Annotated in this window: 15 protein-coding genes; 8 read left to right on the top strand and 7 right to left on the bottom strand. The window is 62.7% G+C overall.

The annotated features are described in order from the left end of the window. The first annotated feature begins 100 nt into the window (after positions 1 to 100). From HU767_RS17870 to HU767_RS17880, 3 genes are all read left to right on the top strand, one after another. Positions 101 to 1,183 (top strand): BMP family ABC transporter substrate-binding protein, encoded by a 1,083-nt coding sequence (locus tag HU767_RS17870; RefSeq protein ID WP_186730126.1) that lies wholly within the window; start codon positions 101 to 103, stop codon positions 1,181 to 1,183. 142 nt (positions 1,184 to 1,325) lie between these two features. Further along, the gene (locus tag HU767_RS17875) at positions 1,326 to 2,291 is read left to right on the top strand and encodes a 2-oxoglutarate and iron-dependent oxygenase domain-containing protein (RefSeq protein ID WP_186730127.1); all 966 of its coding nucleotides are present in this window, start codon (positions 1,326 to 1,328) and stop codon (positions 2,289 to 2,291) included. 84 nt (positions 2,292 to 2,375) lie between these two features. Beyond that, positions 2,376 to 3,329: an adenosine deaminase gene (locus HU767_RS17880; protein WP_186707946.1), complete on the top strand. Its 954-nt coding sequence runs from the start codon at positions 2,376 to 2,378 to the stop codon at positions 3,327 to 3,329. Between the two features lie 117 nt (positions 3,330 to 3,446). Here HU767_RS17880 and HU767_RS17885 read toward each other — a convergent pair whose 3' ends face one another. The 3 genes from HU767_RS17885 to HU767_RS17895 all read right to left on the bottom strand — a co-directional run bounded on the left by HU767_RS17885 (position 3,447) and on the right by HU767_RS17895 (position 6,741). After that, positions 3,447 to 4,829, bottom strand: coding sequence for an MFS transporter (locus tag HU767_RS17885; RefSeq protein ID WP_186730128.1), 1,383 nt, complete (start codon positions 4,827 to 4,829; stop codon positions 3,447 to 3,449). Positions 4,830 to 4,935: 106 nt separating this feature from the next. Beyond that, on the bottom strand, positions 4,936 to 5,670 hold the full coding sequence (locus HU767_RS17890; protein WP_186730129.1) for a helix-turn-helix transcriptional regulator: 735 nt from the start codon (positions 5,668 to 5,670) through the stop codon (positions 4,936 to 4,938). A 141-nt stretch (positions 5,671 to 5,811) separates the two neighbouring features. Continuing rightward, positions 5,812 to 6,741, bottom strand: a complete 930-nt coding sequence (locus HU767_RS17895; protein ID WP_186730130.1) for a LysR family transcriptional regulator — start codon at positions 6,739 to 6,741, stop codon at positions 5,812 to 5,814. A 114-nt stretch (positions 6,742 to 6,855) separates the two neighbouring features. Here HU767_RS17895 and HU767_RS17900 point away from each other — a divergent pair, with 114 nt between their 5' ends. After that, positions 6,856 to 7,869, top strand: a complete 1,014-nt coding sequence (locus tag HU767_RS17900; RefSeq protein ID WP_186730131.1) for a zinc-binding alcohol dehydrogenase family protein — start codon at positions 6,856 to 6,858, stop codon at positions 7,867 to 7,869. Between the two features lie 249 nt (positions 7,870 to 8,118). Further along, positions 8,119 to 8,289 carry a hypothetical protein gene (locus HU767_RS17905; protein ID WP_170866862.1) on the top strand — a complete coding sequence of 57 codons (171 nt, stop codon included), beginning with the start codon at positions 8,119 to 8,121 and terminating at the stop codon, positions 8,287 to 8,289. A gap of 1 nt (position 8,290) precedes the next feature. Here HU767_RS17905 and HU767_RS17910 read toward each other — a convergent pair whose 3' ends face one another. Both HU767_RS17910 and HU767_RS17915 read right to left on the bottom strand, forming a co-directional pair. Beyond that, the gene (locus HU767_RS17910) at positions 8,291 to 9,493 is read right to left on the bottom strand and encodes a multidrug effflux MFS transporter (protein WP_186730132.1); all 1,203 of its coding nucleotides are present in this window, start codon (positions 9,491 to 9,493) and stop codon (positions 8,291 to 8,293) included. Between the two features lie 95 nt (positions 9,494 to 9,588). Further along, on the bottom strand, positions 9,589 to 9,786 hold the full coding sequence (locus HU767_RS17915; RefSeq protein WP_186707934.1) for a cation transporter: 198 nt from the start codon (positions 9,784 to 9,786) through the stop codon (positions 9,589 to 9,591). A 148-nt stretch (positions 9,787 to 9,934) separates the two neighbouring features. Here HU767_RS17915 and HU767_RS17920 point away from each other — a divergent pair, with 148 nt between their 5' ends. From HU767_RS17920 to cueR, 3 genes are all read left to right on the top strand, one after another. Next, positions 9,935 to 10,318 (top strand): hypothetical protein, encoded by a 384-nt coding sequence (locus tag HU767_RS17920; RefSeq protein ID WP_186730133.1) that lies wholly within the window; start codon positions 9,935 to 9,937, stop codon positions 10,316 to 10,318. Positions 10,319 to 10,479: 161 nt separating this feature from the next. Then, entirely contained in the window at positions 10,480 to 12,873 is a 2,394-nt protein-coding gene (locus HU767_RS17925) for a heavy metal translocating P-type ATPase (protein WP_186730134.1), read from the top strand. Then, complete coding sequence (cueR, locus tag HU767_RS17930) at positions 12,870 to 13,271, top strand: Cu(I)-responsive transcriptional regulator (RefSeq protein ID WP_109752292.1); 402 nt, start codon at positions 12,870 to 12,872, stop codon at positions 13,269 to 13,271. The genes HU767_RS17925 and cueR overlap by 4 nt, the downstream gene beginning before the upstream one ends. Before the next feature lie 318 nt (positions 13,272 to 13,589). Here cueR and HU767_RS17935 read toward each other — a convergent pair whose 3' ends face one another. Both HU767_RS17935 and HU767_RS17940 read right to left on the bottom strand, forming a co-directional pair. Beyond that, positions 13,590 to 14,483, bottom strand: coding sequence for a PA4780 family RIO1-like protein kinase (locus tag HU767_RS17935; protein ID WP_014336406.1), 894 nt, complete (start codon positions 14,481 to 14,483; stop codon positions 13,590 to 13,592). Positions 14,484 to 14,721: 238 nt separating this feature from the next. After that, entirely contained in the window at positions 14,722 to 15,513 is a 792-nt protein-coding gene (locus HU767_RS17940) for a helix-turn-helix transcriptional regulator (protein ID WP_186707926.1), read from the bottom strand. Positions 15,514 to 15,543 lie beyond the last annotated feature (30 nt).

Below are 15,543 nucleotides of genomic sequence, written 5' to 3' on the forward strand. Positions count from 1 at the left end.
CCCTCGCCACAATAAGGTCGTGTCGATTAGTTGTCCTGTTGGTCAGCATTTTGCATTGCTGCTGCACAGCCAACCTCACAACAAAATGGAGTTCGAGTTCATGCACAAACGTCCCTTGAAGAAATTGCTTTGCGCCGTCGTCGCGGCCGTCGGCCTGGGTGCCGGCCTGAATGCCAGTGCCGCCGACCCGCTGAAGGTCGGCTTCGTCTACATCGGCCCCATCGGCGACCACGGCTGGACCTATCAGCATGAACAAGGGCGCAAGGAACTGGCGGCGAAGTTCGGCGAGCAGATCACCACCCACTACGTGGAAAACGTACCAGAGGGGGCCGACGCCGAGCGGGTGATCCGTAACATGGCCAAGGACAAGTACGACCTGATCTTCACCACGTCCTTCGGCTATATGAACCCGACGCTGAAAGTCGCCAAGCAGTTTCCCAAGGTAACCTTCGAACACGCCACCGGCTACAAGCAGGACAAGAACCTCGGCACCTACCTGGCTCGCACCTATGAAGGTCGCTACGTCGGCGGCTTCCTCGCGGCCAAGATGACCAAGACCAAGAAGATCGGCTACGTCGCCTCGTTCCCGATCCCGGAAGTCATTCGCGATATCAACGCCATCCAATTGGCCCTGAACAAATACAACCCCGGCACCGAAATCAAAGTGGTGTGGGTCAATTCCTGGTTCGACCCGGGCAAGGAAGCCGACGCCGCCAACGCGCTGATCGACCAGGGCGTGGACGTGGTGTTCCAGCACACCGACAGCCCAGCACCGATCCAGGCCGCCGAACGCCGCGGCGTCTATGCGGTGGGCTACGCTTCGGACATGGCCCATTTCGGGCCCAAGGCGGTGCTGACCTCCATCGTCAATGACTGGGGCCCGCATTACATCCAGGCGACCCAGAGCGTGCTTGACCACAACTGGAAACCCCAGGACTACTGGGGTGGCCTGAAGGAAGGCACGGTGAAACTGCCGATCAGCGACCTGGTGCCGGCAGCGGTCAAGGGCGAAGCCGAGCAGATCATCGCCGATATCGAGAACGGCGCCTTTCACCCGTTCACCGGCCCGATCAAGGACCAGGCCGGCGTCGAGAAAATCCCCGCGGGCGTGAGCGCCACCAACGCGGAACTGGCGTCGATGAATTATTACGTCGAAGGGATGAAGGCTGAGATTCCGAAATAGCTGGCGAATCAACACAAAACCCTGTGGGAGCGGGCTTGCTCGCGAAGGCGGAGTGTCAGTCAACATTGATGCTGAATGTCCCGCCGCCTTCGCGAGCAAGCCCGCTCCCACAGAAGTCCGCATCCGAATTCAGGAAAGCAGTATGAACAGCCTGCCCATCATCGACATCAGCCCGCTCTACGGCGATGAGCCCGACGCCTGGCAAGGCGTCGCCGAGCAGATCGACCGCGCCTGCCGTCAGTGGGGCTTCTTCTACATCAAGGGCCACCCCATCAGCCCGGCGCGCATCGCCGAGGTGCTGGGCAATGCCCAACGCTTCTTCGCCTTGCCCGTCGAAGAAAAACTCAAGATCGACATCACCCAGACCCGCCACCATCGTGGCTACGGCGCCGTCGCCACGGAACAACTGGACCCGACCAAGCCCAGCGACCTGAAGGAAACCTTCGACATGGGCCTGCATCTGCCGGCCGATCACCCCGAGGTGCTGGCGGAAAAACCGTTGCGCGGCCCCAACCGCCACCCAGACCTGAGCGGCTGGCAAGCCTTGATGGAGCAGCATTACCGTGACATGCAGGCGCTTGCGCAAACCCTGCTGCGGGCCATGACCCTGGCCCTGGGCATCGAACGGGACTTTTTCGACACGCGCTTCAACGAACCGGTGAGCGTGCTGCGCCTGATCCATTACCCGCCCCGCGACACCGCCAGTTGCGCCGAACAGCAAGGTGCCGGCGCCCATACCGACTACGGTTGCATCACCCTGCTCTACCAGGACGCCGCCGGTGGCCTGCAAGTGCGCAACGTCAATGGCCAGTGGATCGACGCGCCGCCCATCGATGGCACCTTCGTGGTCAACCTCGGCGATATGATGGCGCGCTGGAGCAACGACCGTTACCTGTCCACGCCGCATCGGGTGATCAGCCCGCTGGGAGTGGACCGCTATTCGATGCCATTCTTTGCCGAACCGCACCCCGACACGCTGATCCAGTGCCTGCCCGGTTGCCAGGAGGACGCCCACCCACTCAAGTACCCAACGACGACCTGCGCCGAATTCCTGCTGTCGCGCTTCGCCGACACCTATGCTTACCGGCGGGAGCCCCAGGCCGTGTAGTGGATCAGCCGGTCAGGTTTTACCCGACAGGGCGGCCAGCCCCCTGTAGAATGCCCGCCATCGATTCGCTGATGAGAAAAGACCATGTACGACTGGCTGAACGCCCTGCCCAAGGCTGAACTGCACCTGCACCTGGAAGGCTCGCTGGAACCCGAGCTGCTGTTCGCCCTGGCCGAACGCAACAAGATCGCCCTGCCGTGGAACGACGTCGATACGCTGCGCAAGGCCTATGCCTTCAACAACCTGCAGGAATTTCTCGACCTCTATTACCAGGGCGCCGATGTGCTGCGCACCTCCCAGGACTTCTACGACCTGACCTGGGCCTACCTGTTGCGGTGCAAGGCGCAGAACGTGATCCACACCGAACCGTTCTTCGACCCGCAGACCCACACCGACCGTGGCGTCCCATTCGAAGTGGTGCTCAACGGCATCGCCGCCGCCCTCAAGGACGGTGAGCAGCAACTGGGCATTACAAGCGGCCTGATCCTGAGCTTCCTGCGTCACCTGAGCGAAGAACAAGCCGAGAAGACCCTCGACCAGGCGCTGCCGTTCCGCGACGCCTTCGTGGCCGTGGGCCTGGACAGTTCGGAAATGGGCCATCCACCGAGCAAGTTCCAGCGCGTATTCGACCGCGCACGCAACGAGGGCTTCCTGACCGTTGCCCACGCCGGCGAAGAAGGCCCGCCCGAGTACATTTGGCAAGCCCTGGACCTGCTGAAGATCCAGCGCATCGACCATGGCGTGCGCGCCATCGAAGATGAGCGGCTGATGCAGCGGATCATCGACGAGCAGATTCCATTGACCGTATGCCCGCTGTCCAATACCAAGCTGTGCGTGTTCGACGACATGTCGCAACACAACATCCTCGACATGCTCGAGCGCGGCGTGAAGGTGACGGTGAACTCCGATGACCCGGCGTACTTCGGCGGCTACGTCACCGAAAACTTCCACGCCCTGCACACCCACCTGGGCATGACCCAGGACCAGGCCAAGCGCCTGGCGCAGAACAGCCTGGATGCGCGGTTGGTGAAACCTTAACCCCGACAATCAACCCCTGTGGGAGCGGGCTTGCTCGCGAAAGCGGTGTGTCAGCTAACATGATGTCGACTGGCACACCGCTTTCGCGAGCAAGCCCGCTCCCACAGGGGATCGTGTTTAATCGGCGACAGTAGCCTCGCTCAACTCTTCCAACGTCTTGCCCCGGGTTTCCATCCCGAACAACCAGACCACCCCCGCCGCCACGGCGAAGCACAGCGCGCCCAGGGCGAATACGCCGCCCTGGCCGGTGATGGGAAACACCAGGCCGGTCACCAAGGGGCCGAGCAGCGAACCGATACGCCCAACCGCTGAAGCAAAACCCGAGCCGGTGGCCCGGGCGGAGGTCGGGTACAACTCCGGCGTGTAGGTGTAGAGCACCGCCCACATGCCGAACAGGAAAAACTGCATCAGCAACCCGGTGCCGATCAGCAGCCCGACGTTACCGCCAAACACCGCGCTCTGCCCATACAGAAACGCCATCACCCCGCCGCCCAGCAACGTGATGATGCACACCGGCTTGCGGCCCCAACGCTCCACCAGCCAGGCCGCCATCAGGAAGCCGGGAATCCCGCCCAGGGAAATCACCACGGTGTAATACACCGACTGGGTCACGGCGAACCCCGACTGCTGCAACAGTGCGCTGAGCCAGGACGTCAGGCCATAAAAACCGAGCAAGGCAAAGAACCAGACGCTCCAGATCATCATCGTGCGCTGGCGATACAGCGGCGACCAGATCTGCGCCAGGGCCGAAAAGAAATTGCCCGGCACACTCTCCACCCTTGGCAGGCGGATCGGCTCCGGCAGATCGCGACGTCCGAGCGAGGTCCGGACCTTGTCTTCGATCCGCTTGAGCACCGCGTCCGCTTCGTCACCCCGACCGGCCTGTTCCAGCCAGCGCGGCGACTCGGGAATGAAGAAGCGAATCGCCAGGACAAACACCGCCGGCACCGCCAGCACCAGGAAGATGTCGCGCCAGCCGATCACCGGCAGCAGGAAATACGACAGCACCCCCGCCGCCACGAAGCCCAGGGGCCAAAAGCCATCCATCAAGGCGATGTAGCGCCCTCGACGCTTGGCCGGGATCAACTCCGACAGCATCGACTGGGCAATCGGAAACTCCATGCCCATGCCGATACCCAGCAGGACGCGAAACAGCGTCAAGGTCTCGACATCCTGGGCGGTGGAGCACAGGTAACTGGCAATGCCCCACAACACGATGCTCCACTGGAACACCGGCTTGCGCCCGAACCGATCGGCCAGCATGCCCGACAGCGACGCCCCCAGCACCATGCCGAAGAAGCTGGAGCTGGCGAGCAAACCGGCCTGGGCGGTGCTCAGGCCGAACTCGGTTTTGATCGAGCCCAGCAGGAACGTCATCATTGCCAGGTCCATCGAGTCGAAGAAAAACGCCAGGGCAATGATGATGAAAATCACCCGGTGATACCCACTGATGGGTAACCGCTCCAGGCGTTCCGCCGCGCTGTAACCGTGAGTGTCCATGCTGCCTCCCCAATCCGAGAATTCCCCGGACCGAGTGTGCGCGAACCTTGCGAGCGGCTATTGCTGAATACGACCTGTCGACAGCCCTGAACGACGTGCCAGTTCCCTAGAACGCCATCTCCACGGCATCCTGCCGGGCGAACCGGTGGATTTCCTGCTGGCCGAGCGTCGTCACCTGCAAGGCCCTCGAATCGTTGGGCAAGGCCAGCCAACCTGACTGCATGAACAGTTGCAACAACGCCGCCCCCAGCGCGCCCCCCAGGTGCGGACGACGCTCGCTCCAGTCCGGGCAGGGGCACGCGATACGGGCATTGCGATAAGCCAGGGCCTGGATGAACAAGCCCCGCTCGGCCAGTTGATTGGCACCCTTGTGCGTGACGATCACCCTTTGTTCGAACTGCTCGATCCATCCGGCGTCCAGCAGGCGCTGGTAGAGGTCGGCCGCCAGGGTTCCCCCCAGGTGGTCGTCGCACAGCCTGGCCCGCATCAACGAAGCGGGGACCGACGGGGCCTTGGTCGGCATCACCCGGCGCCTGAAGACCTCCGGAATCTTCCGTGGCGTACTGACCAGGGTCGCGCTGGCCAGCGCTTCGACGGCGGCGCCGATTTCAGGCGCGGCCAGGCGGAAGAACCGCTTGCGGCCCCGGGCCTCGACTTTCAACAGACCTCCCGCGGACAAGCGCCCCAGGTGCGCATTGGCCGAGGACGGCGACAATCCGGCGAGCAACGCCAGCTCCTCGGCCTGGCGGGCCGTGCCGTCCATCAAGGCCCACATCATTGCGCTGCGCTTGGGGTCAGCCAGCAGCGTGGCGATCTGGCTGATGCAAGGTGCATGTTCCATGTATTCACTCCCTGTTGAATCATTCGTCTACTGCTCTGGCGCAGGCGGTCACTAGTATAAGCGCGGTGACCGCGCTTTCCTGTCCTCCGGAAACCTTTGGAGGCGATTGTTCGTGAGGGAAAAGTCTCTAATTGCGTGCGACTAATGGCCCGCCCCCGCCGGGAGTGGAAATCGAGCCGTCAACTCACCGCAGCGGTCCCGGAGCATGTCGCGCAAAAGGTTGATGGGTTTGCTCAATTGCGCCCGGTGGGCACACAGCAGATTGAGGGGCGCGCGCTCGCATTGCAGGTGCGGCAAGAGGATTTTCAAGCGCCCGGCCAGTACGTCGGTGGACACATCCAGCCACGACTTGTAGGCAATCCCGGCCCCCGCCACCGCCCAGCGGCGCACCACATCAGCGTCATCACTGAAGCGATCGCCGCCGACGGTGAGGCTCACCTCCCGTTTGCCGTCATGAAAGACCCATCGGTCATGGATCCGGCTGCCCAGCATGTACAACAGGCAGTTGTGCTGGGCCAGTTGTTCCAGTTGATGAGGTTCACCCTGGCGCGCCAGATAGTCTGGCGACGCACACAGCACCCGGCGGTTATCCGGGGCGACGGGCAAGGCCACCAGGCTTGAATCTTCCGGCTCGCCATAACGCAGGGCGATGTCCACCGGCTGCTTGAACAAGTCGGCCATGCGATCTCCCAGCAGCAGCCGCACCGTCAGCCCGGGATGCTCGCGCTGGAACTCATCCAGCCAGGGCAACAGCAGGTTGCGCCCCAGGTCCGAGGGCGCGGACAACTGCAACACCCCGCTGACCTGATCCTGGCCGCTGGTCAATAACCGCCGTCCTTCGTCGAGACTGCTCAACGCGGCACGGGCGTATTCGAGAAACCCCTCGCCTTCGGCCGTCAGGCGCAGGCTGCGGGTGGAACGGGCCAACAGCCGCGCACCAAGGTGCTGTTCGATCCGTTTCAACGCGGCACTGGCCACCGCCGCCGACAGGTCCATGACCCTGGCTGCCGCCGAGAGACTGCCCAGGTCCGCCGCCCGGACAAACAATTGCAAGTCATCGAAGCGAAGCATGACGACTCCATTATCAAAATATTATTGAAAGAGCCTGTTGTTTTAGCCGGTTTTATCTCGGTGATAAATAGCTAAACATGGCCTTCATCGAAACTCACCTCACGGAGCCGCTTCATGAAAGCCATCGCTTACTACCATTCGTTGCCCATCACCGACCCGCAATCGCTCCAGGACATCGAGCTGCCGGAACCGGTCGCAGGCCCCCGGGACCTGCTGGTGGAGGTCAAGGCCATTTCGGTCAATCCGGTGGACACCAAGGTCCGCCAGAACGTCCAGCCCGAAGGTGGCACCGCCAAGGTGCTGGGCTGGGACGTGGCCGGCGTGGTCAAGGCAGTCGGCAGCGAGGTCACGCTATTCAAAGCCGGGGACAAGGTGTTCTACGCCGGTTCCATCGCCCGGGCCGGTGGCAACAGCGAGCTGCATGTGGTGGATGAACGCATCGTCGGCCATATGCCCAAGACCCTCGGTTTCGCCGACGCTGCGGCGCTGCCGCTGACGGCCATTACCGCTTGGGAACTGTTGTTCGAGCGCCTGCACATCCAGGAAGACCAGGATGACCAGGGTCAGAGCCTGTTGATCGTCGGCGCGGCGGGAGGCGTGGGTTCGATCCTGACGCAACTGGCCCACCAACTCACCGGGTTGAAGGTGATTGGCACCGCGTCCCGTGCGCAAACCCAGGAATGGGTGCGCAGCCTGGGTGCTGACCTGGTGATCGACCACAGCCGCCCTTTGAGCGAAGTATTGAAAGAAGCGGGCCAGCCCCAGGTGACTCACGTCGCCAGCCTGACCCAGACCGACCAGCATCTGGACCAACTGGTCGAAGCCCTCGCACCCCAGGGCAAGCTGGCGCTGATCGACGACCCCAAGGCGCTGGACGTGACCAAGCTCAAGCGCAAGAGCCTGTCGTTGCATTGGGAATTCATGTACACCCGCTCGCTGTTCGAAACGGCCGACATGCTTGAACAGCACAAGCTGCTCAATCGCGTGGCCGCCCTGATCGACGCCGGCACGCTGAAGACCACGGTGGGCGAGCATTTCGGCACCATCAACGCCGAAAACCTGCGTCGGGCCCATGCCTTGCTGGAAAGCGGCCAGGCCAAGGGCAAGATTGTGCTCGAGGGCTTCTGACCGAACACGGCGGTCGCCCCGCTAACAATCCCGTGGCGAGGGAGCTTGCTCCCGCTGGGCTGCGTAGCGGCCCCTGGTTTTTGCGGTTGCTGCGCAACCGAGCGGGAGCAAGCTCCCTCGCCACAGTGATTGCCTCATTAGCCGGCGACTAACCGTCAGTCTGAGAGTTGATCCTTGTCACAAATGCGATCGCATTCGGGTCTACACTCGAGGCCTTTGCAACGCAATCTTTTCGTGAGGAGGTCAGCAATGAAGATCCTGATAAAAGAAGTGGCAAAATCTCAATGGCAAGTGCGTCTTGACCAGCACGTCGTCACCTTCCGTACCGAGGCCGAAGCCCAGGCTTTTGCCACGACCTTGCAGGCGCGGATCCACGCGCCCCATCGTTTCCCCGAACAACAGCAGCGCGCGGCCGGCTGAGTCAGCCTTCGCGACTGGCCTGGACCAGTGCCCGGGCGTTTTGCAGACGACGGGTGAGCATGGCGGCAGCCACCACCAATAACCCGCAAAGGCTTATGACCAAGGCCATCGGCACAGCGGTGCCGTCATGCAATGCAGCGACCAACGCAGCGGCTCCCGCCGCCACGGAAAACTGCAGGCATCCCAGCATCGCCGAGGCACTGCCGGCCCGGGCGCCCTGCCCGTTCATGGCGCAGGCCGAGGCATTGGGAAGGATGCAACCCAGGCTGGCGATGCAGATAAACAGTGGGACCAGCAGCGGCCACAACTGCGCAGGTTGCAATGAACTGACCGCCAGCAGGCTCAGCCCCGCCCCCAGGTAGACCCATACCGCGCGGTTCAACAGGAACGCCGGGCCGCGCTTGGACAGCAACCGGGCGTTGACCTGGGCAACCAGGATGAAGCCCGCCGCGTTGGTGCCGAACAGCCAACCGAAATGTTCGGCCGGTACACCGTAGAGCTTGATGAAGACGAAAGGCGAACCGGCGATGTAGGCAAACATCCCAGCGATAGCGATGCCCCCCGTCAGCGCATGGCCGAGGTAGACGGCGTCGGTCAATAATCGGCCATACTGGCGCAACGCGCCCGACAAAGGGGGGCGTGGCACATGGTCCGGCAAGCTTTCCGGCAACCACAAGGCCACCGCCGTCGACGCCAATGCGCTGAACACGGTCAGGGCAATGAAGATCGACTGCCAGCCATGCAGGTTCACCAGCAACCCACCCAGCATCGGCGCGAGAATCGGCGCCAGGCCCATCACCAGCATCAGTTGCGAAAACACCTTCGCCGAGCCCACCGCGTCGCATTTGTCACTGACCACGGCCCGGGAAATCACCATCCCGGCGCAGCCGCCCAAGGCCTGGACGAAGCGGGCGCCAATCAGCCATTCGAGGTTTGGCGCATAGGCGCAGGCCAGGGACGCCAGGGTGAACAGGCCGACGCCCGTCAGCAGCGGAATCCGCCGTCCGAAGCGGTCCGCCACAGGCCCATAGGCCAACTGCCCGATGGACAAGCCGAGGAAATAGGCCGCCAGGGTCAGCTGGATGTGTTTTTCGTCAGTACCGAAGGCCGTGGCCATCGCCGGAAAGGCGGGCAGGTAGAAATCGATCGCCAAGGGACCGAAAGCGCTCAAGGCGCCAAGAATCAGAATCGTACGGAGGTTCATCGGGCGTCCAGCTCAGGCGTCGTTCGACAGCCCGACAGTCTAGCCGTGCCGGGCGCTCTTGAACATTCCGATAGGTCGCTAACGATTAAAAAAACTCAAGCCACACTGATCCCATAACCCTCTTCCTTGATGGCCGCGACCACGGCATCGGCCGGCAACGAACTCTGGACCTGGACGGTCTTCGCGCCCAGGTCGACGCGCACGTCAGCCGCCGGATCCTTGGCCTGGACCGCCTCGGTGATGGCCTTGACGCAGTGACCGCAGGACATGCCCTCGACATTAAAAGTTTGCATGAGATGACTCCTTGGGATTGAGGTTGCCGCCAGTCTCAAGCTTGCCACGACGGAAAGGTCAAGTTCTGACAAAAACTGCCGGGCTGGCAATCGGCCTCGCCCTCAGCCAAGCTGCACACATCAAGGATTTCACACCGGAGGTTCAGCCATGCGCTGGTCAGCGTTCAGCCTGTTTTGCATGCTCGGTCTTTCAGCGGTAGCGCCCCAGGCCTCGGCCGCCGGCGAAGACTATGGCGTGTTGATCATTTCCCGCGAGCGCCTGGAGGTGTCGACCAATTGCGAAATCGGCATCTATATCCAGGACCAACTCTCGGCCCGGCTGTTCCAGGAGCAAAGCACCTCGTTCAACCTGCCGCCAGGTCAAGTCTCCTTGCGCCTGAAGTTGCTGCCGGGGCAGGCGCCGGGTTGTAATCCGGGCATGCTCGCGCCAGGGTCTCAGAACATCACCCTCAAGGCCGGTGACATCTTGAAGTTCCGCATCGCCATGAATGAACAAGGCATGTACCTCAAGCAGGCTGGGCTCGGTTACTGACACCCCCATCTTGTGGTTGCCAACCCCTGTGGGAGCGAGCTTTGCTCCCACAGAGCCAACTCCCCAGATCAGGGATCGGCAACGCTGTTTTGGATTGGCGCTTGACCTTGCCAGCATGGCAAGGTTGATCCTGTAGTCATTCACTACAGGGAGCCTGACCCATGTCCGAATCCACCACGTTCGATCTACCCATTGCCGGGATGACCTGTGCCAGTTGCGCCGGGCGGGTCGAGCGAGCCTTGAGCAAAGTCGCCGGTACCCGTGCTGTCAGCGTCAACCTGGCGACGGAACTGGCCCGAGTCCAGGCCCCCAAAGGCAGCCTGCCGGCCTTGAAGCAGGCCGTCGAACAGGCGGGCTATAGCGTTCCCGTGCAAACCCTGGAGTTGAACATCGAAGGGATGACCTGCGCCTCCTGTGTCGGTCGGGTCGAACGCGCCCTGGACAAGGTCGATGGCGTGAACAACGTCAACGTCAATCTGGCCAACGAGCGAGCCCATCTCGAACTGCTCGGCCACGTGGATGCGCAAATCCTGATCGATGCGGTCAAGCGCGCGGGCTACGACGCCACGGTCTGGCAGGCCGAGCGGGCCGCCGATACCCAGAACCACCGCCTGAATCGTGAACGCCTGGCACTGGTGCTGGCGATCCTGCTATCCGTGCCGTTGGTGCTGCCCATGTTGCTGCAGCCGTTCGGCGTGCATTGGATGCTTCCGGCCTGGGTGCAGTTCGCCCTGGCGACGCCGGTGCAATTCATCTTCGGCGCGCGGTTCTACGTCGCCGCCTTCAAGGCCGTGCGGGCCGGTGCCGGGAACATGGACCTGCTGGTGGCCCTGGGTACGAGCGCCGGCTATGGCTTGAGCGTGTATGAATGGGCGATCGCCCGTCCCGGCGGCATGCCACACCTGTATTTCGAGGCCTCGGCGGTGGTGATTGCCCTGGTGCTGCTCGGCAAATACCTGGAAAGCCGCGCCAAGCGCCAGACCGCCAGCGCCATCCGCGCCCTCGAAGCCTTGCGCCCGGAGCGGGCGATCCAGGTGATCGATGGCCAGGAGCGGGACGTTGCCATCAGCGCCCTGCGCTTGAATGACCGGGTGCTGGTCAAGCCCGGCGAACGCTTCCCGGTGGACGGTGAAGTGCTGGAAGGCCAGAGCCATGCCGACGAAGCGCTGATCAGCGGCGAAAGCCTGCCGGTGCCCAAGCAGCCCGGCGACAAAGTCACGGGTGGCGCTATCAATGGCGAAGGCCGGCTGCTGGTCCGCACGCAAGCCTTGGGCGCCGAAACCGTTCTGGCGCGCATCATCCGCCTGGTGGAAGACGCCCAGGCCGCCAAGGCGCCAATCCAGAAACTGGTGGATAAAGTCAGCCAGGTCTTCGTGCCGGTGGTGCTGGTGCTGGCCCTGGCGACATTGATCGGCTGGTGGCTGTACGGAGCCCCACTGGAAACCGCGTTGATCAACGCCGTTGCGGTGCTGGTAATCGCCTGCCCCTGCGCCCTGGGCCTGGCGACGCCCACGGCGATCATGGCTGGCACCGGTGTGGCTGCGCGCCACGGGATTCTGATCAAGGACGCCGGGGCCTTGGAGCGCGCCCATGAAGTCACGACCGTGGTGTTCGACAAGACCGGCACCCTCACCTCCGGCACGCCCCGCATCGCCCACCTGACCGCCCTCGACGGCGACGAGGACGCGCTGCTGAAAATGGCCGGGGCGCTGCAACGCGGCAGCGAACATCCGCTGGCCAAAGCGGTACTGGATGCCTGCGCCGAGCGCGGCCTGCACGTGCCGGATGTCAGCGACAGCCAGTCCCTGGCCGGACGCGGTATTGCCGGCAGCCTCGACGGGCGCCGCCTGGCCTTGGGCAATCGTCGTCTGCTTGAAGAACGGGGTCTGGAGCCCGGTTCGCTGGCCGAATCTGCGCAGGTTTGGGAAACCGAAGGGCGCACGTTGTCCTGGCTGATCGAACAAGGCGAAGTGCCGCGGATGCTAGGCCTGTTTGCCTTCGGTGACACCCTCAAGCCTGGTGCTCTGGCAGCCGTACAAGCCTTGGATGAACAGCACATCGCCAGCCACCTGCTCACCGGCGACAACCAAGGTAGCGCCCGAGTAGTGGCCCAGGCGCTGGAGATTTCCAATGTCCATGCCGAGGTACTGCCGGCGGATAAATCCGCCATCGTCCAACAATTGAAGCGCCATTCGGTGGTGGCGATGGTGGGCGACGGCATCAACGACGCCCCGGCCCTGGCCGCCGCCGACATTGGCATTGCCATGGGCGGCGGCACCGATGTGGCGATGCATGCCGCGGGCATCACCCTCATGCGCGGCGATCCGCGCCTGGTGCCGGCGGCGCTGGACATCAGCCGCAAGACCTACGCCAAGATCCGCCAGAACCTGTTCTGGGCGTTTATCTATAACCTGATCGGCATCCCCCTGGCGGCGTTCGGTTTTCTCAACCCGGTGCTGGCCGGCGCGGCCATGGCGCTGTCGAGCGTCAGCGTGGTGAGCAATGCGTTACTGTTGAAGTTCTGGACACCCAAGCCATTGGAGGACAAGCGATGAACATCGGCCAAGCGGCCCGCCAGAGCGGCCTGAGCGCGAAGATGATCCGTTATTACGAATCCATCGGCCTGCTCAAGGCTGCACATCGTACCGACAGCGGTTACCGGATCTACGGCACCGATGACCTGCACACCCTGGCGTTCATCAAGCGCTCCCGCGACTTGGGATTTTCCCTGGAAGAGGTCGGCAAACTGCTGACCCTCTGGCAAGACCGCCAACGCGCCAGCGCCGACGTCAAGGCCCTGGCCCGGCAACACATCGATGAGCTGAACCAGAAAATCCGCGAGTTGGCCGAACTGCGCGACACCCTGCAAGACCTGGTCGAACACTGCCACGGCGACCACCGCCCGGACTGTCCGATCCTCAAGGAACTGGCGTCGGGGTGCTGTAAGAATTGATGCCAACCGCCCTGTGGGAGCGAGCCTGCTCGCGAAGACGGTTGCCCATTCAACATCCATGCACATCGCTTTCGCGAGCAAGCCCGCTCCCACAGGGGGCTTGGTGGGGGACATCAGATTCGAGCTCCAACACAAAACCTCTGTGGGAGCGGGCTTGCTCGCGAAGGCGGCGGCACATTCAACATTGATCCAAGCTGACCCACCGCTTTCGCGAGCAAGCCCGCTCCCACAAGGAGGGTTGCGCCACAGGGGATGGGCGGTGGGGCTGTTTTAGGGCCACAAAAAACCCGGCCATTGGCCGGTTTTTTGTTCAACCGATCATTGCATCCACGGCGGCGGTGGTTCTTCGGTCTTGCCGGGCGGTGCATCGTCGGCGGCGCGGACCGCCTGGCGGCGTTCTTCGTCCAGGCGTGCAGCCTCGATTTCACGCATGATCCCGCCGACATCCGCCAGCTCTTCCGGCTCGTCGAACTCGCCGGTCAGCACGCTGGCCGGGTGCAGGGTGCCGGCTTCGTACAGTGCCCACATTTCCTTCGCGTACTTGGTGCGCTTGAGCTCCGGGGCGAACCGGCCGAAGTAGGACGCCATATTGCCCACGTCCCGCTCCAACATGCTGAAGGCATGGTTGTTACCCGCGGCATCTACGGCTTGTGGCAGGTCGATGATCACCGGTCCCGTTGGCGTGAGCAGGACGTTGAACTCCGACAGGTCACCATGCACCAGACCGGTACACAGCATCAGCACGATCTGGGAAATCAGATAGGCGTGATATTCACGGGCCTGGTCCGGCTCCAGCACCACATCGTTCAAGCGCGGTGCCGCATCGCCATACTCGTCGGCCACCAGCTCCATCAGCAGCACGCCTTCGAGGAAGTCGTACGGCTTGGGCACACGCACACCCGCGCTCGCCAGGCGGAACAGGGCCGCCACTTCGGCATTCTGCCAGGCGTCCTCGGTTTCCTTGCGCCCGAACTTCGAGCCCTTGGCCATGGCCCGGGCCTGACGGCTGTTGCGCACCTTGCGGCCTTCCTGATATTCGGCCGCCTGACGAAAACTTCGCTTGTTCGCCTCCTTGTAGACCTTCGCGCAACGTAGCTCGTTGCCGCAGCGCACCACATAAACAGCTGCTTCTTTACCACTCATGAGTGGGCGCAGCACCTCGTCGACCAGACCGTCCTCGATCAGGGGTTCAATGCGTTTTGGAGTCTTCATCAGCTTTTATTGTGGGTCCTTTATTACCAAACACGCGAATGACAGTCGTTATACGGCAATCCTTGCTCCACGGGGAGGGGTTGCCGACCTATGAACCGGTGATGCACACAATGTGCCGGATTATCGACCGCGCCAAATCATAGCCGAGACCGGACCTGGCGTTGGCAACTGAATGCCCAGGTATTTGCGACAAGAGCTGACAGCCATGCCTACAGCCGCCGTAGGCCAGTGCGGCGACTCAATGCTTGAACAACTCCCCCGGGGTAAACCCGAACATCCCCTTGAACGCGGCAATGAACGCGGACGTTGAATCATACCCACAGGACAACGCGGCGCTGGTAACGCTGTCGCCTTTCTCCAACGAGCCCAGGGACGACAACAAACGCATGCGCTGGCGCCAGGCCCGAAAGCTCAGGCCGGTCTCGCGCTGGAATAGACGCATCAGGGTTTTTTCCGACGTGCCCAGACGCTCGGACCAAGCGTGCAAGGTGACGTTCTGTTCGGGCTGTTCGATTAATTCGTTGCACAGCGCCAGCAAGCGGGCATGTCGCGGCAGTGGCAAGGAAAATCCCACCTCCGGCAGCGTCGCCAACTGATCCAGCAGCACCTGCACCAGCCGTTCTTCCTGGGTATTACCCTGGGGATAATCGACCGGCAGCTGACAGAACACCTTGATCAGTTCACGGGCCAGTGGCGTGACCTCCAGCACCCGACAGCGCTCATCGGCCCAGGGGCAAGCGTGGCGATGGACGTACAGACTGCGCATTTCCGCCCGGGTCGAGGTCACCACCTGATGCTCCAGGTCCGCCGGAATCCAGATACCCCGTTGTGGCGGGGCAAAAAAACTGCCGGCGGCGGTGTGTACGCCAAGAACGCCGCTGATGGCGTAGGAAAACTGCACCCAATCATGACGATGGGCTTGGGTCCAGGAACCGGCACTCAGGCTTTCGACACGGGCGTACAACGGCCTCGGCAATTGCGCCAGGTCGGGGATATGGCGTTCCAGCTGCTGATGTCCGTTAGGCGGCATTGATTGGCCTTATGTCGCAAGACGACTAAT

The organism is Pseudomonas sp. SWRI179, from assembly GCF_014268705.1.
Classification (GTDB): Bacteria; Pseudomonadota; Gammaproteobacteria; order Pseudomonadales; family Pseudomonadaceae; genus Aquipseudomonas; species Aquipseudomonas zanjanensis.

Excerpts from the sequence above, each read along its gene's own strand:
- HU767_RS17910 (WP_186730132.1), bottom strand. The coding sequence starts at position 9,493 with ATGAACCTCCGTACGATTCTGATTCTTGGCGCCTTGAGCGCTTTCGGT.
- HU767_RS17940 (WP_186707926.1), bottom strand. The coding sequence starts at position 15,513 with ATGCCGCCTAACGGACATCAGCAGCTGGAACGCCATATCCCCGACCTG.
- HU767_RS17920 (WP_186730133.1), top strand. The coding sequence starts at position 9,935 with ATGCGCTGGTCAGCGTTCAGCCTGTTTTGCATGCTCGGTCTTTCAGCG.
- HU767_RS17915 (WP_186707934.1), bottom strand. The coding sequence starts at position 9,786 with ATGCAAACTTTTAATGTCGAGGGCATGTCCTGCGGTCACTGCGTCAAG.
- HU767_RS17935 (WP_014336406.1), bottom strand. The coding sequence starts at position 14,483 with ATGAAGACTCCAAAACGCATTGAACCCCTGATCGAGGACGGTCTGGTC.
- HU767_RS17890 (WP_186730129.1), bottom strand. The coding sequence starts at position 5,670 with ATGGAACATGCACCTTGCATCAGCCAGATCGCCACGCTGCTGGCTGAC.
- HU767_RS17895 (WP_186730130.1), bottom strand. The coding sequence starts at position 6,741 with ATGCTTCGCTTCGATGACTTGCAATTGTTTGTCCGGGCGGCGGACCTG.
- cueR (WP_109752292.1), top strand. The coding sequence starts at position 12,870 with ATGAACATCGGCCAAGCGGCCCGCCAGAGCGGCCTGAGCGCGAAGATG.
- HU767_RS17925 (WP_186730134.1), top strand. The coding sequence starts at position 10,480 with ATGTCCGAATCCACCACGTTCGATCTACCCATTGCCGGGATGACCTGT.
- HU767_RS17905 (WP_170866862.1), top strand. The coding sequence starts at position 8,119 with ATGAAGATCCTGATAAAAGAAGTGGCAAAATCTCAATGGCAAGTGCGT.
- HU767_RS17875 (WP_186730127.1), top strand. The coding sequence starts at position 1,326 with ATGAACAGCCTGCCCATCATCGACATCAGCCCGCTCTACGGCGATGAG.
- HU767_RS17880 (WP_186707946.1), top strand. The coding sequence starts at position 2,376 with ATGTACGACTGGCTGAACGCCCTGCCCAAGGCTGAACTGCACCTGCAC.
- HU767_RS17900 (WP_186730131.1), top strand. The coding sequence starts at position 6,856 with ATGAAAGCCATCGCTTACTACCATTCGTTGCCCATCACCGACCCGCAA.
- HU767_RS17870 (WP_186730126.1), top strand. The coding sequence starts at position 101 with ATGCACAAACGTCCCTTGAAGAAATTGCTTTGCGCCGTCGTCGCGGCC.
- HU767_RS17885 (WP_186730128.1), bottom strand. The coding sequence starts at position 4,829 with ATGGACACTCACGGTTACAGCGCGGCGGAACGCCTGGAGCGGTTACCC.